General features: G+C 64.8%; 22 protein-coding genes and 1 tRNA gene. 13 read left to right on the plus strand and 10 right to left on the minus strand.

Translation table 11 applies throughout. From position 1 onward, the window contains the following. Nucleotides 1-244 precede the first annotated feature (244 nt). Nucleotides 245-1,681, minus strand: coding sequence for an aldehyde dehydrogenase family protein (locus tag ACS7SF_RS14560; RefSeq protein WP_439890435.1), 1,437 nt, complete (start codon nucleotides 1,679-1,681; stop codon nucleotides 245-247). A 165-nt stretch (nucleotides 1,682-1,846) separates the two neighbouring features. On the opposite strand from ACS7SF_RS14560, the gene ppa reads away from it, so the two are divergent. Together ppa and ACS7SF_RS14570 are read left to right on the plus strand one after the other, a co-directional pair. Then, nucleotides 1,847-2,374, plus strand: coding sequence for an inorganic diphosphatase (ppa, locus tag ACS7SF_RS14565; RefSeq protein WP_439890436.1), 528 nt, complete (start codon nucleotides 1,847-1,849; stop codon nucleotides 2,372-2,374). A gap of 300 nt (nucleotides 2,375-2,674) precedes the next feature. After that, nucleotides 2,675-2,866: a hypothetical protein gene (locus ACS7SF_RS14570; protein WP_439890437.1), complete on the plus strand. Its 192-nt coding sequence runs from the start codon at nucleotides 2,675-2,677 to the stop codon at nucleotides 2,864-2,866. Nucleotides 2,867-2,931: 65 nt separating this feature from the next. On the opposite strand, the gene ACS7SF_RS14575 is transcribed toward ACS7SF_RS14570, so the two are convergent. Beyond that, entirely contained in the window at nucleotides 2,932-4,173 is a 1,242-nt protein-coding gene (locus ACS7SF_RS14575; protein ID WP_439890438.1) for a GNAT family N-acetyltransferase, read from the minus strand. A gap of 54 nt (nucleotides 4,174-4,227) precedes the next feature. Here ACS7SF_RS14575 and ACS7SF_RS14580 point away from each other — a divergent pair, with 54 nt between their 5' ends. The 3 genes from ACS7SF_RS14580 to glnK are packed head-to-tail and all read left to right on the plus strand — an operon-like array spanning nucleotide 4,228 to nucleotide 6,864. After that, nucleotides 4,228-5,865, plus strand: coding sequence for an NAD+ synthase (locus tag ACS7SF_RS14580; RefSeq protein WP_439890439.1), 1,638 nt, complete (start codon nucleotides 4,228-4,230; stop codon nucleotides 5,863-5,865). Between the two features lie 19 nt (nucleotides 5,866-5,884). Beyond that, nucleotides 5,885-6,511, plus strand: a complete 627-nt coding sequence (locus tag ACS7SF_RS14585; protein WP_439890440.1) for a class I SAM-dependent methyltransferase — start codon at nucleotides 5,885-5,887, stop codon at nucleotides 6,509-6,511. 14 nt (nucleotides 6,512-6,525) lie between these two features. Next, on the plus strand, nucleotides 6,526-6,864 hold the full coding sequence (gene glnK / locus ACS7SF_RS14590; RefSeq protein WP_039597077.1) for a P-II family nitrogen regulator: 339 nt from the start codon (nucleotides 6,526-6,528) through the stop codon (nucleotides 6,862-6,864). A 52-nt stretch (nucleotides 6,865-6,916) separates the two neighbouring features. On the opposite strand, the gene ACS7SF_RS14595 is transcribed toward glnK, so the two are convergent. From ACS7SF_RS14595 to trxB, 3 genes are all read right to left on the minus strand, one after another. Then, entirely contained in the window at nucleotides 6,917-7,540 is a 624-nt protein-coding gene (locus tag ACS7SF_RS14595; RefSeq protein WP_439890441.1) for a trimeric intracellular cation channel family protein, read from the minus strand. A gap of 32 nt (nucleotides 7,541-7,572) precedes the next feature. After that, on the minus strand, nucleotides 7,573-8,238 hold the full coding sequence (locus tag ACS7SF_RS14600; RefSeq protein ID WP_439890442.1) for a Smr/MutS family protein: 666 nt from the start codon (nucleotides 8,236-8,238) through the stop codon (nucleotides 7,573-7,575). A gap of 132 nt (nucleotides 8,239-8,370) precedes the next feature. Beyond that, nucleotides 8,371-9,327 carry a thioredoxin-disulfide reductase gene (trxB, locus tag ACS7SF_RS14605; RefSeq protein ID WP_439890443.1) on the minus strand — a complete coding sequence of 319 codons (957 nt, stop codon included), beginning with the start codon at nucleotides 9,325-9,327 and terminating at the stop codon, nucleotides 8,371-8,373. 212 nt (nucleotides 9,328-9,539) lie between these two features. On the opposite strand from trxB, the gene ACS7SF_RS14610 reads away from it, so the two are divergent. The 7 genes from ACS7SF_RS14610 to ACS7SF_RS14640 all read left to right on the plus strand — a co-directional run bounded on the left by ACS7SF_RS14610 (nucleotide 9,540) and on the right by ACS7SF_RS14640 (nucleotide 17,343). Next, the gene (locus ACS7SF_RS14610; RefSeq protein WP_439890444.1) at nucleotides 9,540-11,882 is read left to right on the plus strand and encodes a DNA translocase FtsK; all 2,343 of its coding nucleotides are present in this window, start codon (nucleotides 9,540-9,542) and stop codon (nucleotides 11,880-11,882) included. Between the two features lie 100 nt (nucleotides 11,883-11,982). Then, nucleotides 11,983-12,630, plus strand: a complete 648-nt coding sequence (gene lolA, locus ACS7SF_RS14615; RefSeq protein ID WP_439892767.1) for an outer membrane lipoprotein chaperone LolA — start codon at nucleotides 11,983-11,985, stop codon at nucleotides 12,628-12,630. A 46-nt stretch (nucleotides 12,631-12,676) separates the two neighbouring features. Beyond that, nucleotides 12,677-13,093 (plus strand): hypothetical protein, encoded by a 417-nt coding sequence (locus ACS7SF_RS14620; protein ID WP_439890445.1) that lies wholly within the window; start codon nucleotides 12,677-12,679, stop codon nucleotides 13,091-13,093. A 91-nt stretch (nucleotides 13,094-13,184) separates the two neighbouring features. Continuing rightward, nucleotides 13,185-14,492, plus strand: a complete 1,308-nt coding sequence (locus ACS7SF_RS14625; protein ID WP_439892768.1) for a replication-associated recombination protein A — start codon at nucleotides 13,185-13,187, stop codon at nucleotides 14,490-14,492. Between the two features lie 79 nt (nucleotides 14,493-14,571). Beyond that, nucleotides 14,572-15,888, plus strand: coding sequence for a serine--tRNA ligase (gene serS / locus ACS7SF_RS14630; RefSeq protein ID WP_439890446.1), 1,317 nt, complete (start codon nucleotides 14,572-14,574; stop codon nucleotides 15,886-15,888). Nucleotides 15,889-15,968: 80 nt separating this feature from the next. Beyond that, nucleotides 15,969-16,058, plus strand: a tRNA-Ser gene (locus ACS7SF_RS14635). A 232-nt stretch (nucleotides 16,059-16,290) separates the two neighbouring features. Continuing rightward, nucleotides 16,291-17,343: an AI-2E family transporter gene (locus tag ACS7SF_RS14640; protein ID WP_439890447.1), complete on the plus strand. Its 1,053-nt coding sequence runs from the start codon at nucleotides 16,291-16,293 to the stop codon at nucleotides 17,341-17,343. 29 nt (nucleotides 17,344-17,372) lie between these two features. Here the strand turns inward: ACS7SF_RS14640 and ACS7SF_RS14645 are convergent, their stop codons facing one another. From ACS7SF_RS14645 to ACS7SF_RS14665, 5 genes are all read right to left on the minus strand, one after another. After that, nucleotides 17,373-18,455 (minus strand): 4-hydroxyphenylpyruvate dioxygenase family protein, encoded by a 1,083-nt coding sequence (locus ACS7SF_RS14645; RefSeq protein ID WP_439890448.1) that lies wholly within the window; start codon nucleotides 18,453-18,455, stop codon nucleotides 17,373-17,375. A 99-nt stretch (nucleotides 18,456-18,554) separates the two neighbouring features. Further along, nucleotides 18,555-19,724, minus strand: coding sequence for an MFS transporter (locus ACS7SF_RS14650; RefSeq protein WP_439890449.1), 1,170 nt, complete (start codon nucleotides 19,722-19,724; stop codon nucleotides 18,555-18,557). 39 nt (nucleotides 19,725-19,763) lie between these two features. After that, nucleotides 19,764-20,597, minus strand: coding sequence for a shikimate dehydrogenase family protein (locus ACS7SF_RS14655; protein WP_439890450.1), 834 nt, complete (start codon nucleotides 20,595-20,597; stop codon nucleotides 19,764-19,766). A 19-nt stretch (nucleotides 20,598-20,616) separates the two neighbouring features. Continuing rightward, on the minus strand, nucleotides 20,617-21,999 hold the full coding sequence (locus ACS7SF_RS14660) for an MFS transporter (protein WP_439890451.1): 1,383 nt from the start codon (nucleotides 21,997-21,999) through the stop codon (nucleotides 20,617-20,619). A 248-nt stretch (nucleotides 22,000-22,247) separates the two neighbouring features. Beyond that, entirely contained in the window at nucleotides 22,248-23,015 is a 768-nt protein-coding gene (locus ACS7SF_RS14665; RefSeq protein ID WP_439890452.1) for an IclR family transcriptional regulator domain-containing protein, read from the minus strand. A 139-nt stretch (nucleotides 23,016-23,154) separates the two neighbouring features. Between ACS7SF_RS14665 and ACS7SF_RS14670 the strand changes: the two genes are divergently transcribed. Next, nucleotides 23,155-25,062: a bifunctional sugar phosphate isomerase/epimerase/4-hydroxyphenylpyruvate dioxygenase family protein gene (locus tag ACS7SF_RS14670; protein WP_439890453.1), complete on the plus strand. Its 1,908-nt coding sequence runs from the start codon at nucleotides 23,155-23,157 to the stop codon at nucleotides 25,060-25,062. The last annotated feature ends 88 nt before the right edge of the window (nucleotides 25,063-25,150 follow it).

A 25,150-nucleotide genomic window follows, 5' to 3' on the forward strand; every position in this document is an offset into this window, starting at 1 on the left:
CTGTTTCACCCCCTGCCGGGGGCGACTCACTTTCTTTGTCTTGCCAAAGAAAGTAAGCAAAGAAAGGCGCGCCCGAGATGGCGACCCCCTCCTTGAATTTCTGTCGCAGGGAGGGAAGGGAGGCAAACTCGCTGCGCTCAGACAGGCCTCCCTTCTTTTTCCTCCCTGCAACATAAATTCAAGGCGCCATCTAGGGCAGGGAACGGCCACACCGTCTGGGCGCTTGCGTTGGTGGTGGTCGGCTTTAGTCGTGGCGGATGGCGATGGTCTTCAAGGTGGTGAAGCCGTACAGCGCCTCGAACCCCTTCTCGCGGCCATGGCCCGAGTGGCCTGTGCCGCCGAACGGCAACTCCACGCCGCCGCCGGCCCCGTAGTTGTTGATGAAGACCTGGCCTGCCTTCAGCTTGCGCGCCAGGCGCATTTGTCGGGCGCCGTCGCGCGTCCAGACACCGGCGACCAGACCGTACGGCGTACCGTTGGCCAGCGTGAGCGCCTCGGCTTCGGTGTCGAACGGCATGGCGGCCAGCAGGGGGCCGAAGACTTCTTCCTGTGCCAGGCGGTGTGTGTGCGGCACGTCGCGCAGCAGCATCGGCGCCTGGTAATAGCCGGTTTCGGGCGCATCCGGCACGACCATGCCCTGCGCCATGACGGGGATGTTGGCGTGCTGCGCATCCGAGACGAAATCCCACACGCGCTGCTGTTGCTTGGGGTTGATGAGCGGGCCGCAGTCCAGATCCAGCGACGAGGGGCCCACCTTGATGGCCTCGAATACCGTGGCAAGCCGGTCCAGCACGGTTTCATACACGCTGCGCTCGATCAGCACGCGGCTGCCGGCGGAACACGTCTGCCCGGCGTTCTGGATGATGCCGTTGACCACGGCGGGAATCGCCGCTTCCAGGTCGGCATCCGCAAACAGGATCTGCGGCGATTTCCCGCCCAACTCGAGCGTGACGGGCACGTGGTTTTCGGCCGCCGCCCGCGCGATGGCCTTGCCGGTTTCCGGCGACCCGGTAAACGACACATGGTTGACGCCCGGATGCGCCGCCAGGGCCGCGCCTGCCTCGTGGCCGTAGCCGGTCACCACGTTGAGTGCGCCGTCGGGCAGCCCAGCTTCCGCAGCCAGTTCGGCCACGCGCAGGATCGACAGGCAGGCGTCTTCGGCCGGCTTGACCACGCAGGCGTTGCCCGCCGCCAATGCGGCGCCCACGCTGCGCCCGAAGATCTGCATCGGGTAGTTCCACGGGATGATGTGCGCCGTCACGCCATGCGGCTCGCGGATCGTGAGCACGGTGGTATCCGCCGGATAGGGGATGGTCTGGCCGTGCAGCTTGTCCGCCGCGCCGGCATAGAACTCGAAGTAGCGGGCGATGGCGCGCGCATCGGCGCGGGCCTGGCGCATGGGTTTGCCGGTGTCGCGGGCTTCGAGGCGGGCCAGTTCTTCTTCGTGATCGGCCAGGCGCAAGGCCACGCGCATGAGCAGCCGGCCGCGTTCGGCGGGGGGCAACTGGCCCCACACGCCATCAAATGCGCGGCGCGCAGCATGCACGGCCACGTTGATGTCGGTGGCGTTGCCGCGGGCGATTTCGGCAAAGGGCTGGCCGTCAGACGGGTCGAACACCTTGATGCGCATGCCCGAATCGGGCGACATCAAGCGGTTGGCGATGAAGTGCTGGGCGTGCATGGGGGGTTCCTGCAGAAGATCGGCAACGCGTGATTTTCGCACGGGCGGGCCGGGGGTAGGGGGGGGCGAGGCGCCAGGGGCTATAATGCCCGCCGACGGTTTTTGACCTTTTTTCAACCATTTGCGTCGCGTTTTTACGCACTTCGCGCATTCCGGAGCATTTCCATGAGCTTCAACAACGTCTCGCCGGGCAAGGACATTCCCAACGACTTCAACGTCATCATCGAGATTCCGGCGCAGAGCGATCCGGTCAAGTACGAAGCCGACAAGGAAACGGGCATGCTGCACGTGGACCGCTTCGTGGGCACCGGCATGCGCTACCCGGCCAACTACGGCTTCATCCCGCAGACGCTGTCCGGCGACGGTGACCCGGTCGACGTGCTGGTCGTCACGCCGTTCCCGCTGATCCACGGCTGCGTGGTTCGCTGCCGCGCCCTGGGCATGCTGAAGATGACGGACGAATCCGGCGTGGATGCCAAGCTGGTGGCCGTGCCGGTCAACAAGCTGAGCCCGGCCACCGCCCACATGACCGACCTGTCGGACATCGGCCAGAACCTGCTGGACCAGATCAAGCACTTCTTCGAGCACTACAAGGCGCTGGAAGCCGGCAAGTGGGTCAAGGTCGAAGGCTGGGGCGGTATCGAAGAAGCCCATAAGGAAATCGTCAACGGCGTCGCCAACTATAAGAAGTAAGCCATCTGGCGATTTTGCTGTACGGCGTGTCAGACAGATCCCGGCTTCCGGAAGGAACGCCGGGATTTTTTTTGCGAGGCGGCCGTCGCTGCCGCAATGTGATGCCCTGCCAACCCGCATGGCATGGGCATCTACGGGGGATCAGGCGCTAAGTATGCATTTTTTTGATGGAATTATGAATTCCGCATAATTCAACTATCGTAATCCCGCTACACAGAGATTTAAGAAACGCTTATTTGCCCGCCGGAAACGACGCCTCTAGACTGCCGGTCAAGTTTGACTCCCACCCTCGGTACTGCGATGTTGAACAAGACCGTTGTCGTTCCTGTGCTTTCCGCTGTGGCCATGGCCGCATTTACCGTCTGGGCGCTACTGGTGGGCCCGTCGGATGCTGCCCATGCCGGTGAGCGTGCCGTGGCGCCGGCTGCCGTATCCACCGATGCCAACATGACGCATTGCGTGATTCCCCAGCAAAAGCCCGCTGCGCGCTAAGCTTCGCCCCCGCGTCCGCCGTTCGTGCGGACGCAGTTTTTCCCGCCCTCGCCGTTCTTCCCTCGTTAATCGGATTCCTGCCGTTGCCTGAATGGCGAGCGGTCCGTCAGCTCGTCCAGATACGCTTCCATGCCGGCCGTTTCCCGGTCGAGAAACCGTCCCACCGCATCGGCGAAGTCTGGATGCGCGAGCCAGTGCGCGGACAGCGTCGCTACCGGCTCGAAGCCGCGCGCCATCTTGTGCTCGCCCTGGGCGCCACCTTCGAAGGTGCGGATGCCGTGCTCGATGCAGTACGACAAGGGCTGGTAATACGCGGTCTCGAAGTGCAGGCAGGGGTGGTGTTCGACCGCGCCCCAGTAGCGGCCGTACATGACGGAAGCCTCCGGCCGCGCATCCACCACCAGCAGGGCACTGGCGATGTCGTTGCCGTCGCGCGAGGCGATCACCAGCAGCAGGTTCTCCGGCATCGTCTGCCCGATCTGGCGAAAGAACTCCAAGTTCAGATACGGGGATGAGTGGTGCTCGCGATAGGTGGTGCGATAGCAGCGGTGGAAGAAGCGCCAGTCGGTATCGGTGGCGGCAGCGCCGGGGACGTGCCGGAAGGTGATACCCGCGTCGCGCACGCGGCGGCGCTCGGCGCGGATGTTCTTGCGCTTCTTCTGCTCCAGCGCGGCAAGAAAGTCATCAAAGCTGGCAAAGCCCGCGTTACACCAGTGGAACTGCACGCCTTGTCGCAACAGCATGCCTGCGGCGCGCATCTGTTCGGCCTCGTCTGCCGTCGGAAACAGCACATGCAGCGACGATAAACCGCTCTGCCGCGCCACAGCCAGCAGCGTGTCGAGCAGCGCGGCTCGGGCGGCGGCGTCACGTGCCAGTAGCCGTGCCCCTTGCACGGGTGTAAAGGGCACCGCAGACAACCACTTCGGGTAGTACTCCAGCCCGTGCTGCGCATACGCGTTGGCCCAGGCCCAGTCGAAGACGTACTCGCCATACGAGTGGCCCTTCACATACAGCGGTACGGCGGCGGCGAGCACTTCGTTTTCTTCGCCATCCGGGCCGTCTTCCCACAGCGTCAGGTATTGCGGCGACCAGCCGGTATCGGGCGAGGCGCTGCCGCTCGCATGCAGGCTGTGCAGGAAATCGAAGCGCAGGAACGGCGTCGCCTCGGGCTGCAGGGCGAGCAGGGCATCCCACGCATCGCGGCCGATGTCGCGCAGATCGGTCACAAGTCGCGTGCGATAATCGGTCAATTCGTGTCGCGAACCAGCGCGCACTTGGGGCTCGGGAACGAGAGGGCGAGAGGTCATGCGCCGATTCTAATTCCAGCCCTGGATGCCGCGCTTGCAATCCACATTGCCCCCATGACCGTCACTGTCGCTCTCGCTCAGATCAACTGCACCGTCGGCGATTTCGCCGGCAATGCTGCCCGCATCGTCGCTGCTGCGCGCGAAGCGCACCAGGCTGGTGCGCGCATCCTCGTCACGCCGGAGCTGTCGCTCACCGGCTATCCCCCCGAAGATCTGTTGCTGCGCCCGGCATTCCTTGACGCCAGCGCGCGTGCGCTCGATGCGCTCATCACCGAGTTGGCGGCCTTCCCCGGCCTGCACGTGCTGATCGGGCACCCGCAGATCTCGCTGGAAGCGCCCGCGCCCGGCGTGCTGCCCAAGCCCACCAATAGCTGCACCGTGGCAGTCGATGGCCGCCTGGTCGGCCGCTACAACAAGCTCGAGCTGCCCAACAATGAAGTCTTCGACGAGAAGCGCTACTTCCAGCCCGGCACCGAGCCCTTCGTGTTCGAGGTCGATGGCACGCGCTTCGGCGTCATCATCTGCGAAGACGCCTGGTACCCCACGGCCACGGCCTACGCCAAGGCAGCCGGCGCGCAAGTGGTGTTGATTCCCAACGCCTCGCCGTATCACCTCGACAAGGAAGACCTGCGCGAGCAGATCATCGGCGCGAGGGTGAAGGAATCGGGCTTGCCGCACGTGTACACGAACCTCGTCGGTGGGCAGGATGAACTGGTGTTCGACGGCGGCTCGTTCGTGCTCGATGCCGAGGGCAAGGTCGTCGTGCAGATGGCCCAGTTTGCCGAAGGCGTCGGCACTGTACAGTTCGACGGCGGCAGGGCACTGCCCGGCACGATCGTGCCCGAGGCTTCGCTGGAGGCGCAGGTGTACGAGGCGCTCAAGCTGGGCGTGCGTGATTACCTCGGCAAGAACGGCTTCCCAGGCGCGATCATCGGCCTGTCGGGCGGCGTCGATTCGGCGCTGGTGCTGGCAATTGCGGTCGATGCGCTGGGCGCCGATCGCGTGCGCGCGGTGATGATGCCCTCGCGCTACACGGCCGATATCTCTTGGGTCGATGCGCGCGACATGGCGGCCCGCCTGGGCGTGCAGTACGACGAGATTGCCATCAGCCCGATGTTCGACGCGTTCAAGGGCGCGCTGGCGGAAGAGTTCCGCAACCTGCCCGAAGACGCGACGGAAGAAAACATCCAGGCGCGCATCCGCGGCACGCTGCTGATGGCGCTATCGAACAAGTCCGGCCGCATCGTGCTGACCACCGGCAACAAGAGCGAAATGGCGGTCGGCTACTGCACGCTGTACGGCGATATGGCCGGTGGTTTCGCCGTCATCAAGGACATCTTCAAGACGCTGGTCTACCGGCTGTGCCGCTACCGCAATACGCTGTCGGAGGTGATTCCGGAGCGCATCCTGACGCGTGCGCCGTCGGCCGAGCTGCGCGAGAACCAGACCGACCAGGACAGCCTGCCCGAATACGACGCGCTCGATGCCATCGTGCAGCGCTACATGGAGCAGAACCAGCCCGTGGCCGACATCATTGCCGCCGGGTTTGCGGAAGGCGACGTGCAGAAGATCGTGCGGCTCATCAAGATCAACGAGTACAAGCGCCGCCAGGCGCCGGTGGGCATCCGCGTGACGCAGCGGGCGTTCGGGCGCGACTGGCGGTATCCGATCACGTCGCGGTTCAAGGAATAAGTCAGGAGCGACAAATCCCATGCTCGATTACTACGCCAAACGCGCCCCCGAATACGAACGCATCTATGCGAAGCCGGAGCGGCAGGACGATTTGGCGTGGTTGAAGGCCCGCGTGCGTGACCTCACGCGCGGCGCACGGGTGCTCGACCTGGCGTGCGGCACTGGCTTCTGGACCGAAGCGATGACGGATGCGCGCAGCGTCGTCGGCGCTGATTACAACGACACCGTGCTGCGCATTGCAGACGCGAAGGGCATTGCCGGCGCATCGTTTGTGCGGGCCGACAACAACGCGCTGCCGTTTGCAACCGGCACGTTCGACGTGATGACGGCGGGCTGCTGGTGGTCGCATGTGCCGCTGCAGCAGCTGCGTCAGCATGTTGAGGAGTTGCACCACGTGCTCGGCCGAGGCGTGCGCGTGTTGTGGTTTGATAACCAGTATGTGCCGGGGTCCAGCACGCCCATCGCCTATCGCGACGAACATGGCAACACTTGGCAGCGTCGTCCTCTGCAGGACGGCACCGAGCACGACGTGCTGAAAAACTTTCCCGATGATCCGACCCTGCTGCAGGCGGTGGCCGGCATCGCCCACGATGTGCGCATTAACCGGCTCCAGTATTATTGGACGCTTGAATACCTCACCAACTAGTTAGCGAGACACCCATGAAACAGATCACCGCCATCATCAAGCCCTTCAAACTGGACGAAGTGCGCGAGTCGCTCGCCGACGTGGGGGTGACCGGCCTGACCGTCACCGAAGTGAAGGGCTTTGGCCGTCAGAAGGGGCACACCGAGCTGTATCGCGGTGCCGAATACGTGGTCGACTTCCTGCCGAAGATCAAGATCGAGGTGGTGGTGGCCGACAACCAGGTCGAGCACGTCATCGACACCATCGTCAAGGCTGCCAAGACCGGCAAGATCGGCGACGGCAAGATCTTTGTGATGCCGGTGGAGCAGGTGATCCGCATCCGCACCGGCGAGAAGGACGAAGCCGCTGTTTAAGCGAGCGTAATGACCGGCGCGCCTGTGCCGGTCAGCGTCGATTCAGCATTGATCAACGCGGCAGGGTGATGTTCCAGCGCAGCGTCACCAGCCGCCCGATCACGATCGCCAGCGTGGCGATCACCACGGCCACGCTCGGCAGCAGGTCCGTGAACGTCAGCCCGACATAGAGGAAGCACCCGACAAAGGCGCAAGTCGCGTATGGGTGGTTGTCGCGCAGCAGCATGGGCACCTCATTGCAGACCACATCGCGCAGCAGGCCACCGAAGGCCGCCGTGATCACGCCCATCATCACCGACACGAACACCGGCACGCCTGCATCCAGCGCCAGCTGCGTGCCCAGCACGCCAAACAGGCCCAGGCCGATGGCGTCGGCCACGATCAGCACGCGATCCGACACCAGTTGGCTCACCAGCCGGATCACCCAGTTGGCGAACAGGCTCATCGCGAACAGCGCGATCAGATAGTCCTGGTGCTCCACCCAGTAGAACGGCCGGCGATCGAGCAGCAGATCGCGCAGCGTGCCGCCGCCAAACGCCGTGAGGAACGCGACGATGAAGGCGCCCACGGCGTCGAGCCGGCGCCGCTTCGCCTCGGCCAAGCCCGAGATGGCAAACGAGAAGACCGCGAGGATCTCCATCCAGTGCATGACCAATTGCAGACGACCGACGTGCATGAAATGTTCTTGTTGTTGGGATAGAGAAGCGATCAGGCGCCGTGCGGCTGCCGCAGGAGGACCAGCACTGCGCCGGCACCGCCTGCCGTGTTGCGCGGCTCAACGAAGGCGATCACTTCTTCCTTCTGCACCAGCCACGAGCGCACCTTGCCCTTGAGCACGGGTGTCTTGTCGGGCGAACCGAGGCCCTTGCCGTGAATCACGCGCACGCAGCGGATACCGCGTTGCACCGCCCGGCGCAGAAAGGCTGCCAATGCCTCACGTGCTTCTTCGCGGCGCAGGCCGTGCAGGTCGATCTGGTCTTGCGTCGCCCATTCGCCGCGTCGCAGCTTTTTCAGCACGTCTTCGCCGATGCCGGGGCGGCGGTAGGAGAGGGTGTCGTCGGTGTCGAGCAGATTGTCGACGTCGAATTCGTCCGACAGGGAGGCATCCAGCACGCGTTTGTCCTCGGCGCGAGAGTGCACCGGGTCGGGCGCGGGTGGATTGCGTGGATGTTCGACACGCTTGTTCTGGCGCAGCGCGCTCACTTCACCGATGCTGGCGCGGAACACGTTGGCCTCTTCAGCGGCCTTGCGCTTGGCTTCTTCAGCGCGCTGGCGTTCGGCCTCACGTGCCTCGGTCTCAACCTTGAGCTGGTCGCGCAACTTGGCCAGATCGGTCAGGCTGAGTTTGGCAGGGGGAGTGGGGGCACGTTTCATGGCGAGAGGCGAATCAGGGTCGAGCGTGCGTGGATTATACGAATGCGCCGCAGGCCGCACGCCGAACGTTCCAACGCAAAACGGCCGATGGTTTCCCATCGGCCGCTGCCAGAACCTGCGGTGAGGTGCGGCTTATTCCAGGCTTTCCAGGTAGCGCTGGGCGTCCAGCGCGGCCATGCAGCCCGTGCCGGCGCTGGTGATGGCCTGGCGGTAGATGTGGTCCTGCACGTCGCCGGCAGCGAACACGCCGGGAATGTTGGTGGCCGTAGCCATGCCGGCCAGACCGCTCTTCGTGGTGATATAGCCCGTGTCATTCATGTCGAGCTGGCCGCGGAAGATGTCGGTGTTCGGCTTGTGGCCGATGGCGATGAACACGCCTGCCACCTTGAGTTCTTCGGTCTTGCCTTCGTTCTCGTTGGTGCCCTTCAGGCGGGCGCCCGTCACGCCGGAGTCATCGCCCAGGATCTCGTCGAGGACCATGTTGGTCTTGATCTCGATCTTGCCCTTCTTCTCCTGCTCATGCAGGCGGTCGATCAGAATCGGCTCGGCGCGGAACTTGTCGCGGCGGTGGATGAGCGTGACCTTGCTGGCAATGTTGGCCAGGTACAGCGCTTCTTCCACGGCGGTATTGCCGCCGCCCACCACGGCCACTTCCTGGCCCTTGTAGAAGAAGCCGTCGCAGGTGGCACAGGCGGAGACGCCGCGGCCGGCAAACTTTTCTTCCGACGGCAGGCCCAGGTACTGGGCCGAGGCGCCGGTGGAGATGATCAGCGCGTCGCAGGTGTATTCGCCCGAATCGCCCACCAGGCGGATCGGCTTTTCGTTCAGGTGCGTCGTGTGGATGTGGTCGAACACGATCTCAGTGTTGAAGCGCTCTGCGTGCTCCAGGAAGCGCTGCATCAGCTCGGGGCCTTGCAGGTGTTCCTTGTCAGCGGGCCAGTTTTCCACGTCGGTGGTGGTCATGAGCTGGCCGCCCTGGGCCAGACCGGTGACCAGCACGGGGTTCAGGTTGGCTCGGGCTGCGTAGATCGCGGCCGTGTAGCCGGCGGGGCCGGAGCCGAGGATCAGCACTTTTGCGTGTTTTGCCATGATGCGTTCCGTAGTTGCGCGGCGCGTGGGGTGAAGCGATCGCCGTGCAGGGTAGGTGAGGGTGACGGCCGCCATTATAAAGTGGCCCCCCCTCGTCCGCCCGGTTGTAAATTCCAATGGCGGTGATAGGGCCGCGTTACAATCGTTGGCATCGTATTTGTGCTGTCTTTAAGCCGCGCGGCCTACTGCCAAGCGGCGCACCCGTCTCCCGCATGGCTCGAGCTTCCACCACTCCGACAACCCGTACCGATCCCTCCGCACTGCCGTCCCGCATTGGGCGGCTGTTGGGGGAGGTCCGCTGGTTCCTGTTGCTGGCGGTGACCATCGCCTTCCTGATCATCCTTCTGTCTTACAACCGGGCCGACCCCGGTTTCACCCACGCCAGCCAGGTCGACGAAATCCGCAACCTCGGCGGCCGCGTAGGTGCGTGGCTGGCAGACCTGCTGCTGTTTGTCTTTGGCGCGTCCGCCTACTGGTGGGCGGTGCTGCTGGTGCGCCGAGTCTGGCGTGGCTGGCGCGAACTGATGTCGGACGAGCGCTTGCCACGTACTGCCATGCCGCGCGTGGACGCCAGCGTCACGTGGATCGGCTTTGCGCTGATCCTGGCCTCCAGCATGGGTCTGGAAGCCATTCGCATGTACAGCATGCACATGAAGCTGCCGCGTGCGCCTGGCGGCGTGCTGGGCGATGTGATTGGTGGGGCGATGCAGCATTCGCTGGGCTTTACCGGCGGCACGCTGGCGTTGCTGTTCACGTTCCTGGTCGGGCTGTCGCTGTTCTTCCATTTTTCGTGGCTGAACCTGGCCGAGCAGATCGGCGCGGGCGTCGAGATGCTCTTTGTCGGCTTCAAGACGCGCCGCGAGAGCAAGCAGGATCGCGCCATCGGCGAGGCGGCCAAGGTCGAGCGCGAAGAGGTGGTCGAAACTCGCCGCGTGCGCATCGAAGAATCGCCGCCGGTGCAGATCGTGCGCCCGACGGCCGTGGTCAAGAGCGAGCGTGTGGAGCGCGAGAAGCAGCAGCCGCTGTTTGTCGACATCCACGACTCCGACCTGCCGCCGCTGGCGCTGCTCGACCCGATCCCGCCGGTTGTGGAAACCGTGAGCGCCGAGACGCTCGAGTTCACCTCGCGCCTGATCGAGAAGAAGCTCAAGGACTTCGGCGTGGAAGTGCAGGTGGTGGCGGCCTATCCGGGCCCGGTCATTACGCGCTACGAAATCGAGCCGGCCACGGGCGTGAAGGGCAGCCAGATCGTCAACCTGGCGAAGGACTTGGCGCGTTCGCTGTCGCTGGTGTCGATCCGCGTGGTGGAGACGATTCCGGGCAAGAACTACATGGGCCTGGAACTGCCGAATCCGAAGCGTCAGGCCGTGCGCCTGTCGGAGATTCTCGGCTCGCAGGTCTACAACGAGAGCGCTTCGCAGCTCACGATGGCGCTGGGCAAGGACATCGCAGGCAAGCCGGTGGTGGCGGACTTGGCCAAGATGCCGCACTGCATGGTGGCCGGTACCACGGGTTCGGGTAAGTCGGTCGGGATCAACGCGATGATCCTGTCTCTGCTGTACAAGGCCAAGGCTGATGCGGTGCGCCTGATCCTGATCGACCCGAAGATGCTGGAGCTGAGCATCTACGAGGGCATTCCGCACCTGCTGTGCCCGGTCGTCACCGACATGCGCCAGGCGGGCCACGCCCTGAACTGGGCCGTGGGTGAGATGGAGCGCCGCTACAAGCTCATGAGCAAGATGGGCGTGCGGAACCTGGCCGGCTTCAACAAGAAGATCGAAGAAGCCGCCGCGCGCGAAGAGAAGATCCCCAACCCGTTCAGCCTCACGCCTGATGCGCCGGAGCCGCTCGACAAGCTGCCGATGATCGTCATCGTGATCGACGAGCTGGCCGACCTGATGATGGTGGTCGGCAAGAAGGTCGAAGAGCTGATCGCGCGGATTGCGCAGAAGGCGCGTGCAGCCGGCATCCACCTGGTGCTGGCGACGCAGCGTCCGTCGGTGGATGTGATCACCGGCCTGATCAAGGCCAACGTGCCCACGCGGATCGCCTTCCAGGTCAGCAGCAAGATCGACTCGCGCACGATTCTCGACCAGCAGGGCGCCGAGGCGCTGCTGGGCATGGGTGACATGTTGTATCTGGCGCCCGGCACGGGTTTGCCGGTGCGCGTGCATGGAGCCTTCGTGTCGGACGACGAAGTGCACCGCGTGGTGGACAACCTCAAATCGCAGGGCGAGCCGAACTACATCGAAGGCATCCTCGAAGGCGGTGTTGCCGACGAGGGCGGTGGCGATGGGTTTGGCGGTGGCGCAGGCATTGTTGGCGGCGGTGGCGGCGAGGCCGACCCGCTGTACGACCAGGCCGTCGACGTGGTGCTCAAGAACCGCCGTGCGTCGATTTCGCTGGTGCAGCGTCACCTGCGCATCGGCTACAACCGCGCCGCACGCCTGCTGGAAGACATGGAAAAGGCGGGGCTCGTGTCCGCCATGTCGGGCAACGGCAACCGCGAAATCCTGGCGCCCAACCGCAACGGCAACGTCGTCGAAGAGGAATGACGTTGCCCGCATGTTGCGGTTACATCGCGTTACCGCGCCAGTGGAATGTTCCGGCGCGGCCGGCTACTAACGACAAGATCAACTGATGACCGGGATTCCTATGTTTGTGTTGAAAGCACGTCACCTGATGGCCGCCGGGCTGGTATCGCTGGCGGCGTGGTCGGCCGGTGCCTATGCGGGTGCGGTCGAACAGCTCAACGCCTTCGTGAGCAATGTCAGCACCGCGCGCGGCGAGTTTGTGCAGCGGCAAGTGAAGGGCGGTACCAACGGCAATCCGCTGCGTGTGGCCGGTACGTCCAGCGGCGATTTCGTTTTCTCGCGCCCGGGCCGCTTTGTCTGGCGCTATGTGAAACCGTATGATCAGCAACTTTCGGCTGACGGCCAAACGCTCTACATCTTCGACAAGGACCTGAACCAGGTGACGGAGCGCAAGCTCGATGCATCGCTGGGTTCCAGCCCGGCCGCCATCCTATTCGGTAGCAACGACCTTGCGAAGAACTTCACGCTCAAGGAAGGCGGCACCAAGGACGGCATCGACTGGGCCGAACTGACGCCCAAGGCCAAGGACACGCAATTCGAGCGCATCGCTATCGGTTTCCGCGGTGGCGAGCTGCAGGGGATGGAGCTGCGTGACGCCTTTGGCAACACCACGCTGCTGACGTTCTCGAACATCCAGAAGAATCCGCAACTGCCGGCCAACGCGTTCCGCTTCACGCCGCCCAAGGGCGCCGACGTGATCAAGCAATGACGCGTGCGGGCCGGCGCCGTTACTGTCCTTGACAGGGAGACCGACCATGCCTTTGCCAACGTTCACGCCGCTGCAACGGACTGCTGCCATTGCGGCGGTGGTGGCAGCGATCTCCGGGTGCGCGTCGACCAGCGCATCGCGTTTTGACGTCGATTCCTTCCTCACGGCGCCCGACACGGTGCTGGCCGAGGCGTTGGTCAACAAGGATTTCCTGCGCGCGACTCAGTTGCCGAGCGCCGAATGCAGCGCGCTGGTGAAGGGCCATGCCGGTCAGGTGGTGCCGATCCAGGCGCCGGTCGACCCGCGCTTGCCGGAGGCTTCCGCGCGCCAGCCGTTCGTCGTTCAGCCGCCCGCCAGCGAGAGCGTCTGGTTGCTGCTGCGTTCCCCCGACGGATCGCAGTCATGCCACGGGCCGCTGCCGTCCAAGGAATTCATGGGGCTGGTGCAGCGCGCGTCGAACTGATGCGTAATGGGGCGCCGGGGGTGCGCCCGGTTTCTGCGACAATCCCCGCATGAACGCTTCTGCTTCTCTCTTCCCGGATGCGCCGGCTCATATGCCGCTGGCCGAGCGCCTCCGCCCGCATTCCGCCGATGAGGTGATCGGCCAGCAGCACCTGCTGGGGCCGGGCAAGCCGCTGCGCGTGGCCTTTGCCTCCGGTGAGCCGCATTCGATGATCCTCTGGGGCCCGCCGGGCGTGGGCAAGACCACGCTGGCGCGGCTGATGGCGAACGCTTTCGACGCGGAGTTCATCGCGCTGTCTGCCGTGCTGTCGGGCGTGAAGGACATCCGCGAAGCGGTGGAACGCGCTGAGCAGTTCCGCGCCAACGGTCGCCGCACGCTGGTGTTTGTCGACGAAGTCCACCGCTTCAACAAGAGCCAGCAGGATGCCTTCCTGCCGCACGTGGAAAGCGGGCTGTTCACCTTCATCGGCGCGACGACTGAGAACCCGTCGTTCGAGGTGAATGGAGCATTGTTGTCGCGCGCGGCGGTGTACGTGCTCAAGAGCCTGTCGGACGATGAGCTCAAGCAGTTGGCCGAACGTGCGCGCCAGGAACTGGGCGGGCTGGAATGGACGCCCGCCGCGCTCGACGCCATCGTTGCGTCTGCCGATGGCGATGGCCGCAAGCTGCTCAACAACGTCGAGATCGTCACCCGTGCCGCGCGTGCGCAAGCCGAGGGCGACGCGGTGCCGATCATCGATGAGGCCCTGCTTGCTTCAGCGCTGTCCGAAAACCTGCGCCGCTTCGACAAGGGCGGCGATGCGTTCTACGACCAGATCAGCGCGCTGCATAAATCCGTGCGTGGTTCCGACCCGGATGCAGCGCTGTACTGGTTCTGCCGCATGCTGGATGGTGGCGCCGATCCGCGCTACCTTGCGCGCCGCATTGTGCGCATGGCATGGGAAGACATCGGTCTGGCCGACCCCCGCGCCGGGCGCATCACGCTGGATGCCGCCGAGACGTACGAGCGCCTTGGCTCACCGGAAGGGGAACTGGCGCTGGCCCAGGCGGTGATCTACTTGGCCATCGCCCCCAAGTCCAACGCCGGCTACAACGCCTACAACGCGGCGCGTGCCTTCGTCAGCCAGGACAAGTCACGCACGGTGCCCGTGCACCTGCGCAACGCGCCGACAAAGCTGATGAAGGAACTCGGCTACGGCCACGCCTACCGCTACGCCCACGACGAGCCCGAGGCCTACGCTGCCGGCGAAACCTACTTTCCCGACGATCTGCCCGCGCAGAACTGGTACGTACCGACACCGCGCGGGCTGGAAGGCAAGATCGGCGACAAGCTGCGGCACCTGCGCGAGCTAGATGCGCAGTGGCACGAAGCCCAAGGCAAATCCTCCCGCAACAAGTAAGACCCACGGGCCGGTACGATAAAATCGGCCTTTTCGATCTTTCAGATCGATCGTTCGCAATCCTCGGTTCTCTCCCACCATGCTTGATATCCAACTGCTGCGCAAAGACATCGACGCCGTTGCCGCGCGCCTCAAAGACCGCGGCTACGTGCTCGACGTGGCCGGTTTCGCCGCGCTCGAGGCCGAACGCAAGGCCATCCAGACCCGCACCGAAGAGCTGCAGGCCCGCCGCAACAGCCTGTCCAAGCAGATCGGCATGCTCAAGGGCAAGGGCGAGGATGCCTCGGCCGTGATGGCCGAGGTGTCGGGCATCGGTGACGAGCTGAAGGCCTCCGCCGCGCAGCTCGACGTGGTGCAGGCCAAGGTGCAGGACCTGATGCTATCGATCCCGAACCTGCCGCACGAAAGCGTGCCGGCCGGCCGCGACGAAACGCAGAACGTGGAAGTGCGCCGCGAAGGCACGCCACGCACGTTCGACTTCCCGGTCAAGGATCACGTGGACCTGGGTGCCGCGCTGGGGCTGGATTTTGACGCTGGTGCCAAGCTGTCGGGCGCGCGATTCACGGTGCTCAAGGGGCAGGTGGCGCGTCTGCATCGCGCGCTCGCGCAGTTCATGCTCGACACGCACACGCAGGAACACGGCTACACCGAAGCGTACGTGCCGTACATCGTCAACGCTGCGTCGATGCGTGGCACGGGCCAATTGCCGAAGTTCGAGGAAGACCTGTTCCGCGTGCCGCGCAAGATGGGTCACGGTGCCGAGGGCGAAGACGGCGAGCGCGTTGAAAACTTCTACCTGATCCCGACCGCCGAGGTGCCGCTCACGAACCTGGTGCGCGATGAGATCATCGCCGCAGATGCGCTGCCGATGATGTTCGCTGCGCATTCGCCGTGCTTCCGCTCGGAAGCCGGCTCGTACGGCAAGGACACGCGCGGCATGATCCGCCAGCATCAGTTCGACAAGGTTGAGATGGTGCAGATCGTGCAGCCCGAAACGTCGGCCGCCGCGCTGGACGCCATGACGAACTGCGCGGAGAACATCCTGCGCAAGCTGGAACTGCCGTTCCGCACCGTCGTGCTGTGCACGGGCGATATGGGCTTTGGCAGCACCAAGACGTACGACATCGAGGTGTGGATTCCGGCGCAGAACACGTACCGCGAGATCAGCTCGTGCTCGAACATGGGCGATTTCCAGGCGCGCCGCATGCAAGCCCGTTTCCGTAACGCGCAGGGCAAGCCGGAGCTGGTGCACACGCTCAACGGCTCGGGCCTCGCCGTGGGCCGCACGCTGGTGGCCGTGCTGGAGAACTACCAGAACGCGGATGGCTCGGTGACGGTGCCGACGGCGCTGCGCCCGTATCTGGGCGGCCAGGAAGTGCTGAAACCGGCAATTTGATGACGTTGTTCCGCACCTCTTGATTTCGGCGGAAAAAGTCTGTTATAGTCGCGGTTTCGCGATTCAGCGACCCAGTTACCGGAGAGGTGGCAGAGTGGTCGAATGTACCTGACTCGAAATCAGGCGTACCGGCGACGGTACCGTGGGTTCGAATCCCACCCTCTCCGCCAGCAGTAGCCAAAAACCCCGTAGGTCTCCGACTTACGGGGTTTTTGTTTTTCCGGCCCATCAATCGGGCGCATCTCCCCGTCATTGGGCGCATGCACGCTACCCATGGGCCGCAGCGCCTTCGCGCACGCTGATTGCGGCACCTATGACAACCCCCGCTTTGCGGGCACACTCCCGTTTCGACCGCCCGGTGCCGTGCCGGGCCATCAGACCCACCTTCACGCGACGGCCCTCATGGATAGCAAAACCGACCGCCAAAAGTTCTTCTACCTCCTGCTCGCCGCCGTCACCATCGGTCTCGGCTGGATTCTGTCGCCGTTTGTGGGCGCGGTGTTCTGGGGGGCGATTCTGGCGATTCTGTTTCAGCCCGTGCAGCGCTGGCTGGCGGCGCGCTTCGGCAAGCGGCGCAATCTTGCCGCGCTGGTCACGCTGACCTTGATCGTTGTGATCGTGATTTTGCCGCTGGTGTTCGTGGCGGCGACCATCGTGCAGGAAATCACGGTGGCCTATCAGGAAATCCAGAGCGCAAAGCTGAACTACGCCGCGTATTTCCAGCAGGGCATGCAGGCGCTGCCGACGTCTGTCCAGAACCTGCTGGCCAAATGGGGGCTGGCCGACATTGCCGGTCTGCAGAAAAAACTCACCGACGGCGCTGCGCAGATCAGCCAGTTTGCCGCCGCCCAGGCGCTCAGCATTGGACAGAACACGTTCCAGTTCGTGGTCGGCTTTGGGGTGATGCTGTACATGGTGTTCTTTCTGCTGCGCGATGGCAGTGAGATCGGCAACCGTGTGCGCCGGGCGTTGCCGCTGGATGAAGAGCACAAGCAACTGCTGCTGAGCAAGTTCACGACGGTGGTGCGTGCCACCGTCAAGGGCAACATTGTCGTGGCGCTGGTGCAGGGGGCGCTGGGCGGCCTCATCTTCTGGGCGCTCGGGATCAGCGGCGTGGTGCTGTGGGGCGCGCTGATGGCGTTTCTGTCGCTGCTGCCCGCGATTGGCGCGAGCCTGGTGTGGGTGCCGGTGGCGATCTACTTCCTGATGATCGGTGCGGTGTGGAAGTGCGTGATCCTGGTGGCCTTCTGCGGCGGCGTGATCGGGCTGGTGGACAACCTGCTGCGTCCGCTGCTCGTCGGCAAGGACACCAAGATGCCCGACTGGGTGGTGCTGGTATCCACGCTGGGCGGGATGGAGCTGTTTGGCATTACGGGCTTCGTCATCGGGCCGCTGGTCGCTGCGCTGTTCATGGCGAGCTGGGACATCTTTGCGCGCGCCGGGCAGACCGAATGACGCAGCCGTCGTAGGGGACGCCTGGCCGCTTACGCTCCGCCCATGGCCGCCGTCAGCACGGCGAGGTTGCCTTCACCGAACCCGTGGTGACCACGCCGCTGCACGATCTCGAAAAAGATCTCACCCGGGTGGCGCCTGACGAAGGTTTGCAGGAACAACTTCGGTACGCCATCGACGATTTCCCCGTCGATCAGGATGCCGTAGCGACGCAGCGTGGCGATGTCGAGCCCATGACCGGGCAGGCGGGCGTCGATGGTGTCGTAGTAGTGCGCCGGCGGTTCGACAAAGGTGACGCCGTTGGCGGCCAGTGCGGCTGCGGTGCGCACGATGTCGTCGGTGGCCAGCGCGATGTGCTGCACGCCTTCGCCGGGGTGATCGGGCAGGTAGGCGTGCATCAGGTGGGCGCGGTGCGTGCCCTCTTCATACAGCGGAATGCGGATCGTGCCGCACGACGACACCATCACGCGCGAATCCGGCGCCACGTGCCAGTTAGCGTGCAATTCGTGGATTTCGCGAAAGCCGAGCTGGTTGCGGTAGAAATCGATCCAGTCCTGCAGGCGGCCGGCGCCGACGGTCTGCGTGAGGTGGTCGACACGCGCGAGCCCAACGCCGGTGTGGTGCCAGTCTTCATGCGCGGTGGCCGTGTCCAGCGGGCGGAAGTCGATGTCGTAGATGGAGATGTCGCCCAGGCCGCCCTTGGCGCCGTGCTTGCCGCGCCAACGGTCGACAAAGTACAGGTGCGTATCGCCGACACCCTGGATGGCAGGGATCACCAGTTCGGCCGGGCCGATGGGCTCGCCTTCGGCCGGCCATGCGCCGAGCTCGACGGCGCGTTCGTAGGCGTGCTGTGCATCATTCACGCGGATGCCGATCGCGCAGATGCCGACGCCGTATTCCTCGGCCCAGCGGTGCGCGAACGAGTCGGGCTCTGCGTTGACGAGGAAATTCATGTCGCCCTGGCGGTACAACGTGACGTTTTTGCTGACGTGCCGCGCGATGGCCTTGAAGCCGAGCGACTCGAACATGCTGCCGAGCGAGGCCGGCTCTTGCGTGGCGAACTCGATGAACTCCAGACCGGCGGTCTTGAAGGGCAGGTCGGCATCGCGGGCCATGGTTGAACTCCTGTGGCGAAACAATGAATGGAACACCGTGTCTTGTACCACGGGCGCGGGGGCGCAGGCGAGGCCCTGCGCAACACGGCAGTGGGCTTACTAAGCCGCAGTCCGCAGTTTCGGCAGTCTGAAGAAGGCGATATAGGCCAGCGCGGTGCCGGCGATCATCATGGGCACCACCATCGGCCAGGCGCCGAGGCTGTGCGATGCATCGTCGAAGGCTGCCGCCGTCTGTCCCAGGCAGAACGCCGCCAGCATCATGATGAAGCCCGACCATGACACGGCGCGCCCGGCCAGGTGTGGCAGATCGCTCACGGCGCCCGCCTGCCCGCAGGGCTGGTGGATGCCGTGCCCCATGCAATAGACACCATGCCCGAGCAGCAGCGGCCACGCCTCGCCGGGCAGGAGCCAGCACCCCAGCCCCTGGATGCCGGCACCGCACAGGCTGAGTGTGGCGCCTTGCTGCACGGTGCGCACGAGGCTCTGGCGCCGCAAGAGGCGCCGGCAGACGGTGGTGCTCACGATGTAGACGAGCGAACCGCCGGCCGGTATCCACCCGTACAACGCGGGGGAGAGGCCCAGATAGCCGATATAGACCATCGGCGAGAGCAGCAGAAAGCAGAAGATGCCGGCGTAGGTCGTGGCGGCCACCAGCGCCCAGCGGCGGAATTCCGCGCTGGCAAAAATCTCGCGTACGCCGCCGGCCTGCTGCGGGTGTGCCTGCTTGGTTTCGGCAAAGCCACGCCAGCACATGACCCACAGCACGATGGCGTACAGGCTCATGCATGCGAGCACCCAGCGCCAGCCGGCATGTTGCGCGACAAAGGCGCCCAGAATCGGCGCCACCAATGCGACAAAGCCCAGGCCGGTGAGGCCCCGCGCCATGACGTGTGGGCCATCGCGGGCAGGGTGGAGATCGCGCACCGCGGCACGCGCGCACACCAGGATGGCCGCCATGGAAAAGCCTTGCAGGGCGCGCGCGGCGGTCAGCATGGCGGCGCTCACCGCCAGTGCACCGGCCAGCGCGGCGATGGCGTAGCAGGCCAGCCCCACCAGTAGCACGTGCCGGCGCCCGAAGCGGTCGGCCAGGCTGCCCATCGGCAATTGCCCAATACCAAAGGCGAGTGCGAACACCGTGAGGCTGGTACTGGCCGAGCCCAATGCCTGCGCAATGGCGGGTAAGGCGGGAAGGTAGCTGTCGGTCGCCACCGGCTGCGCCGAGAGCAGCAGCGGCAGCAGCAGGGCAAAGCTCAGCGGGCGGCGAATCATCAGTGTTCAGGCAACGCCAAGTGCTCGGTTGGCAATGGCTTAGTACGCAATGGCGGCAGTGTGCCTGAGTTCCTCCGCCGTCGCGGTGCCGAAGCCGAAGAATTCGAGATAGGCAGGGATCATTTCGAACAGCATGTCGGTGCCGACCTGCACTTCGCAGCCCTTGTCGCGCACGGCGCGCAGCAGCGGCGTGTATTCCGCCTTCATGACTACCTCGCCGACGAAGCAGCTTGGGGCGATGCGCGACACGTCGAAGGGCAGCGGGTCGTCTTCCTTCATGCCGACCGGCGTGGCGTTGACCACCACGTCAAAACCGTCCGGGTCGTTCGAACCCGTGCGCACGACCAGCTCGGGGTAGTACGTGCGCAGGCGTTGCGCCAACGATTCCGCAGACGCGGCACGCGTGTCATACAAGGCCAGTTCGCCCACGCCCGCCGCCGCCAGCGAGGCCGCGATGGCCGAACCCACACCACCCGCGCCCGAGAGCAACACGCGTGCGCCCGCGAGCTGCCGCCCCTTGCGCAACACGCCGCGCACGAAGCCGGCGCCATCAAACTGATCGCCCAGCAGCGTGCCGTCTTCGCGCTTGAGCACCGCGTTGCACGCGCCGGCAATGCGCACGGCGGGCGTCACTTCATCCACCATGTCCACCGTGGTCACCTTGTGCGGCATGGTGACCAGCGCGCCGCGGAAGTTGGTGAAGCGGCAGATGGCGGGAAAGCTCTGCGCGTAGTCCTCCGCCTTGACCCCCATGGGCATGACGACGGCGTCGATGCCCTTCGACTCGAACCAGGGGTTGTAGATCATCGGCGACTTGAAGGTCTCCGTCGGGTAGCCGATGTGGGCGATGAGGGTGGTTTTTCCAGAGATCATGGGGTTCTGCGTACGGGTTTCAGGCGGCCAGGGCTCCGGCCCGTTGGCGGGCATATTCGGCCTTGTCGACGGGCTGTGCGGTCGGCTGGCCCAGGTCATCCATGTGGATGCGGTAGGTTTCGCGGGCGCTGAGCGCAGCCATGGCCGCGACCACCGTCACACCAAAGGCGATGGCACCGACGGTCAGCCAGATGTTGGCGGATCCGGGGGGCGCGACAGCCGTGAAGAGGGCCGGCAGCATGGCGGTGATAGCGGTGCCGACGTTCTGCGAAATCGCCATCGCCGACACACGGGTGCGGGTCGGGAACAGCTCGGGGTAGAAGCTCGGGAACACCGCGTTGTAGCCCTGATAGACCACACCCCACATCAGGATCGACATACCAAAGGCCAGCGGTACGTTCTTGATGCTGATGGCGTACAGATAGCCAAACGCGAGCAAGCCGGCCAGCAGCGAGCCGATGATGATGGGCGGCTTGCGGCCGACGCGGTCAGACAGGTCACCCACGTACGGAATCACCAGCACCGCGACGATATTGCCCACCACGGGGATCCACAGATAGATGTCCTTGGCGAAGCCGATGCCGTACGCTGGTTGCACTGCATAGGCCGCGCCGAAGATGGTCGCCACCACCGGAATCACGTTCATCAGCGCCATGCAGACCACGCGCAGCATGTCGGGCGAGCTGTACTTGAAGGCGTCGAGCACCGGGGAGCGGGGACGGCCCTGTTGCTTTTGCTCGGCGGTAAAGGCCGGCGTTTCGTGCACCTCACGGCGAATGACGTAGCCGGCGATGATGACCACGAAGCTCAGCAGGAACGGAATGCGCCAGCCCCAGCTGTTGAACTGTTCGACGGGCATGTAGTGCGCCAGCGGCAGGAAGACGGCAGCCGCCAGAATCTGCCCCGCCTGCACGCCTTGCAGCGTAAAGCTGGCAAAGAAGCCCCGTCGGCCAAACGGTGCGTGCTCCAGGATCATCGAGCTGGCGCCGGAGATTTCACCGGCCACGGCAAAGCCCTGGATCAAGCGCATGACTACCAGCAGCGTTGGCGCCAGCAGGCCGACTTGATCGTAGGTCGGCAGCAGGCCTACGCCGATCGTCGAGATGCCCATCAGGAACATGCACCACAGCAGCACGTTCTTGCGCCCGTGCGTGTCGCCCAGATGCCCCAGCACGAACGCGCCGATCGGCCGCGCCACATAGCCCACGCCGTACGTCGCCAGCGAAGCGATGATGGCTGTCTTCGGATCGCCCTTCGGAAAGAAGATCTGCGGGAAGATCAGCGCCGCTGCGGTGGCGTAGATGAAGAAGTCGTAGTATTCGAGCGCCGAGCCGATCCAGCCGCTGGCGGCGGCTTTCTTCGACTGATGCTTGCCCTGGGGCTCGTGGGCGGCTGCCGTCATGGTGGTCTCCAAGTGGTATCTGTGCGGCCTATCGGTGTTGAAGGGCCGTCTGTGTCTCTGTGTCTGTTACACGCACCGCAGCGTAGTCCGCCACCCAAGGGGGGCACAAGCGAATCGCGGCGGGGATTGATCGATGATCGCACAACGCTGTGCGAATAACGCACGACTCAAGGGTTTTTCCGAGTCTTCCGAGTCCGAGGGCTGTGAAAAAGGGGAGGCGGCTGGCCGAGTTGGGGGTGCGCAGTCGATTACAGGACGCGCATGATCGAAAGCGCCGTGTCTTGGAGCACCCGTAGCACGCGCTGCACGGCCTGCTCGCTGGTTTCCTCGCCGATCTGCATGTTCACGCTCAATGCCGCCACGACGTTGCCATGGCGATCGCGCAGCGGCACGGCCACGCCGCGCACGCCGATCTGCAATTGCTGCTCAACCACGGCGTAGTCCTGGCGGCCGGCCTTGCGGATCTCATCGAGCAGGCGTTCGCGCTGCAGGATGGTGTATGGCGTATAGGGCGTCAGCACGCAGGTTTCCAGCCAGGTTTTGACGTCGTCTTCGGGCTGTGCGGCCAGCATCAACACGCCGGCCGACGCCAGCGGTGCCGGCACGCGGGCGCCGAGCACGAAGCCCGTGCTCATGACGCGACTGGTGCTGGTGCGCGAGATGAACACCAGTTCCCAATCGTCGAGCACGCTGAGGTAGGCCACTTCGCCCACAGCGGCCGTCACCTGCTGCAGGAACGGCTGCACCGTGCGCGGCAGCCGGGCGGAATCGAAGTACGACCAGCCCACCTTCAGTACGCGCGGCGTCAGGCTGAAGAGCGTGCCTTCGCTGGTGAGGTAGCCGAGGTGTTCCAGGGTCAGCAGGTAGCGGCGCGCGGCGGTGCGGGTGAGGCCGGTCAATTCGGCCGCCTGGGTGGGGGTCAGCCGGGGGTGTTCGTGGTCGAACGCCTCCAGAATGGCGAGCCCTTTTTCCAAGCCGGCAATCCAGTCGCGCCGATCCAACGGTTCTTTCTTCATGGCGATAACCCTAGAAACGAACGATATGTGCGCGTGATTGTACGATCATCGCACGTTGTTGCGCGAATGACGCTTGTGAGTGGACGGGGTGCCCACCTACGCTGCGGGCATCGATTGAACGCCGCATCACTGCATCGCCATGAGTTCGCGCCCGAGTTCGCCCCTGAGTTCGCTCAACCTGGGACCCCGTCCTAAATGCATCGCCACCGTGTGCCTGTCCGGCACGCTGCCCGAAAAGCTGGAAGCCGCCGCCGCGGCCGGGTTTGACGGCGTCGAGATCTTCGAGAACGACCTGCTGAATTTCGACGGCTCGCCGGCCAGCGTGCGCCAAATGGCATCAGACCTGGGGCTGGCGATCATGCTGTACCAGCCGTTTCGTGATTTCGAGGCGATGCCGCGCGAGCAGCTTGCCCGCAACCTGGCGCGCGCCGAACGCAAGTTCGACGTCATGGCGCAGCTGGGTGTGCAGGACATCCTCGTCTGCAGCAACGTGCAAGACATCTCCGTGGACGATCCCGCACGCGCCGCCGATGATCTGCGCCAGATGGCCGAGCTTGCCGCGCCGCGCGGGGTGCGCGTGGGCTATGAAGCGCTGGCCTGGGGCCGGCACACGCGGACGTGGCGCCAGGCGTGGCAGATCGTGAAGCAGGCGGACCACCCGGCGCTCGGGCTGATTCTCGACAGCTTCCACACGCTGTCGCTGGGCGACACGCTGGATGGGCTGCATGACGTGCCGGCGGACAAGCTCTTCTTCGTGCAGCTTGCCGATGCGCCCAAGCTGTCGATGGATGTGCTGTCGTGGAGCCGCCATCACCGTAACTTCCCGGGCCAGGGCGATCTGCCGGTGACGGAATTTGCGCGCACCTTGCTTGAGGTCGGCTACACCGGCCCGCTGTCGCTCGAAGTGTTCAACGATGAGTTCCGCTCCGCGCCCGCACGGCCGACGGCGCAAGACGGCATGCGATCGCTCGTGTGGCTGGAATCGGAAGCCGGCGCGGTAGCGCTGCCGGCACCGGCACGCTTTGACGGCGTGGACTTCCTTGAATTTGCCGTGGATGCCACCGCCGGGCGCGAGCTGGAGGGGCGGCTGCGTGCGCTCGGGTTTGCCTTCGCGGGGCACCACCGGTCCAAGGCGGTGGACCTGTATCGGCAGGGCCGCGTCAACGTGATCCTGAACATGGAGCAGGACAGCGCGGCGTCAGAGCATTTCGAGCTGCATGGCCCGTCTGTCTGCGCGATCGGCCTGAAGGTGGACGATGCCGAACGCGCAATGGAACGCGCGCGGGCGCTGTGCTGCCAGGAGTGGCGCGGGCCGGTGGGCCCCAGCGAGCGCAGCATCCCCGCGCTGCGTGCGCCCGATGGCACGCTGCTCTATCTGATCGACGACCGTAATGCGGACCGCAGCATCTACGAGAGCGATTTCGTTTTGCAGCCCACCGCGCAGGCGGACGCCACCGGCCTCGTTTCCATCGACCACGTGGCGCAGGCGCTGCCCGCACATCGGCTCGACAGCTTTGTGCTGTTCTACCGCGCCATCTTCGGCATGCAGGCCGAGGCGGTGCAGGAGATTGCCGATCCGTATGGCCTGGTGAAAAGCCGCGCCATGGTGAGCGCAGACCGCAACGTGCGGATTCCGCTCAACGTGTCGGAAAGCGGGCGTACGGCAACCGGGCGGTTCATTGCCGCGTACGCCGGTTCCGGGGTGCATCACGTTGCCTTCCGCACGGAGCGGCTGTTCGAGACCATCGAAGCCATTGATCGTGCCGGCGCTCGCCTGCAGCACGTGCCGGAGAACTATTACGACGATGTCGCCGCCCGCCTTGGGCTGGACGACGCGCTGCTCACACGCCTGCACGACGACGGCCTGCTTTACGACCGCGACGCGCACGGCGATTTTCTGCACACCTACACCGAACCCTTTCGCGAGCGCTTCTTCTTTGAACTCGTTCAACGCAACGGTTACCTCGGCTACGGCGCGGCCAACGCTGCCGTGCGCATGGCCGTGCAAGCGCAGCTGAGCCGCAGCGCCACCACGGCAGACCGGTAACCACCATCACGGGCGACCCCGGCCGGTGCAGCCGTGGGCCGCTTCAACTTAACCCGGCTGCGCGGGCAGCCGCCGCACATGTAACACC

The sequence above is a fragment of the Ralstonia sp. 25C genome, assembly GCF_051904805.1.
Lineage (GTDB): Bacteria > Pseudomonadota > Gammaproteobacteria > Burkholderiales > Burkholderiaceae > Ralstonia.

Coding starts and splice junctions, on each gene's coding strand:
- ACS7SF_RS14560 (WP_439890435.1), bottom strand. CDS start 1,681: ATGCACGCCCAGCACTTCATCGCCAACCGCTTGATGTCGCCCGATTCG.
- ppa (WP_439890436.1), top strand. CDS start 1,847: ATGAGCTTCAACAACGTCTCGCCGGGCAAGGACATTCCCAACGACTTC.
- ACS7SF_RS14570 (WP_439890437.1), top strand. CDS start 2,675: ATGTTGAACAAGACCGTTGTCGTTCCTGTGCTTTCCGCTGTGGCCATG.
- ACS7SF_RS14575 (WP_439890438.1), bottom strand. CDS start 4,173: ATGACCTCTCGCCCTCTCGTTCCCGAGCCCCAAGTGCGCGCTGGTTCG.
- ACS7SF_RS14580 (WP_439890439.1), top strand. CDS start 4,228: ATGACCGTCACTGTCGCTCTCGCTCAGATCAACTGCACCGTCGGCGAT.
- ACS7SF_RS14585 (WP_439890440.1), top strand. CDS start 5,885: ATGCTCGATTACTACGCCAAACGCGCCCCCGAATACGAACGCATCTAT.
- glnK (WP_039597077.1), top strand. CDS start 6,526: ATGAAACAGATCACCGCCATCATCAAGCCCTTCAAACTGGACGAAGTG.
- ACS7SF_RS14595 (WP_439890441.1), bottom strand. CDS start 7,540: ATGCACGTCGGTCGTCTGCAATTGGTCATGCACTGGATGGAGATCCTC.
- ACS7SF_RS14600 (WP_439890442.1), bottom strand. CDS start 8,238: ATGAAACGTGCCCCCACTCCCCCTGCCAAACTCAGCCTGACCGATCTG.
- trxB (WP_439890443.1), bottom strand. CDS start 9,327: ATGGCAAAACACGCAAAAGTGCTGATCCTCGGCTCCGGCCCCGCCGGC.
- ACS7SF_RS14610 (WP_439890444.1), top strand. CDS start 9,540: ATGGCTCGAGCTTCCACCACTCCGACAACCCGTACCGATCCCTCCGCA.
- lolA (WP_439892767.1), top strand. CDS start 11,983: ATGTTTGTGTTGAAAGCACGTCACCTGATGGCCGCCGGGCTGGTATCG.
- ACS7SF_RS14620 (WP_439890445.1), top strand. CDS start 12,677: ATGCCTTTGCCAACGTTCACGCCGCTGCAACGGACTGCTGCCATTGCG.
- ACS7SF_RS14625 (WP_439892768.1), top strand. CDS start 13,185: ATGCCGCTGGCCGAGCGCCTCCGCCCGCATTCCGCCGATGAGGTGATC.
- serS (WP_439890446.1), top strand. CDS start 14,572: ATGCTTGATATCCAACTGCTGCGCAAAGACATCGACGCCGTTGCCGCG.
- ACS7SF_RS14640 (WP_439890447.1), top strand. CDS start 16,291: ATGGATAGCAAAACCGACCGCCAAAAGTTCTTCTACCTCCTGCTCGCC.
- ACS7SF_RS14645 (WP_439890448.1), bottom strand. CDS start 18,455: ATGGCCCGCGATGCCGACCTGCCCTTCAAGACCGCCGGTCTGGAGTTC.
- ACS7SF_RS14650 (WP_439890449.1), bottom strand. CDS start 19,724: ATGATTCGCCGCCCGCTGAGCTTTGCCCTGCTGCTGCCGCTGCTGCTC.
- ACS7SF_RS14655 (WP_439890450.1), bottom strand. CDS start 20,597: ATGATCTCTGGAAAAACCACCCTCATCGCCCACATCGGCTACCCGACG.
- ACS7SF_RS14660 (WP_439890451.1), bottom strand. CDS start 21,999: ATGACGGCAGCCGCCCACGAGCCCCAGGGCAAGCATCAGTCGAAGAAA.
- ACS7SF_RS14665 (WP_439890452.1), bottom strand. CDS start 23,015: ATGAAGAAAGAACCGTTGGATCGGCGCGACTGGATTGCCGGCTTGGAA.
- ACS7SF_RS14670 (WP_439890453.1), top strand. CDS start 23,155: ATGAGTTCGCGCCCGAGTTCGCCCCTGAGTTCGCTCAACCTGGGACCC.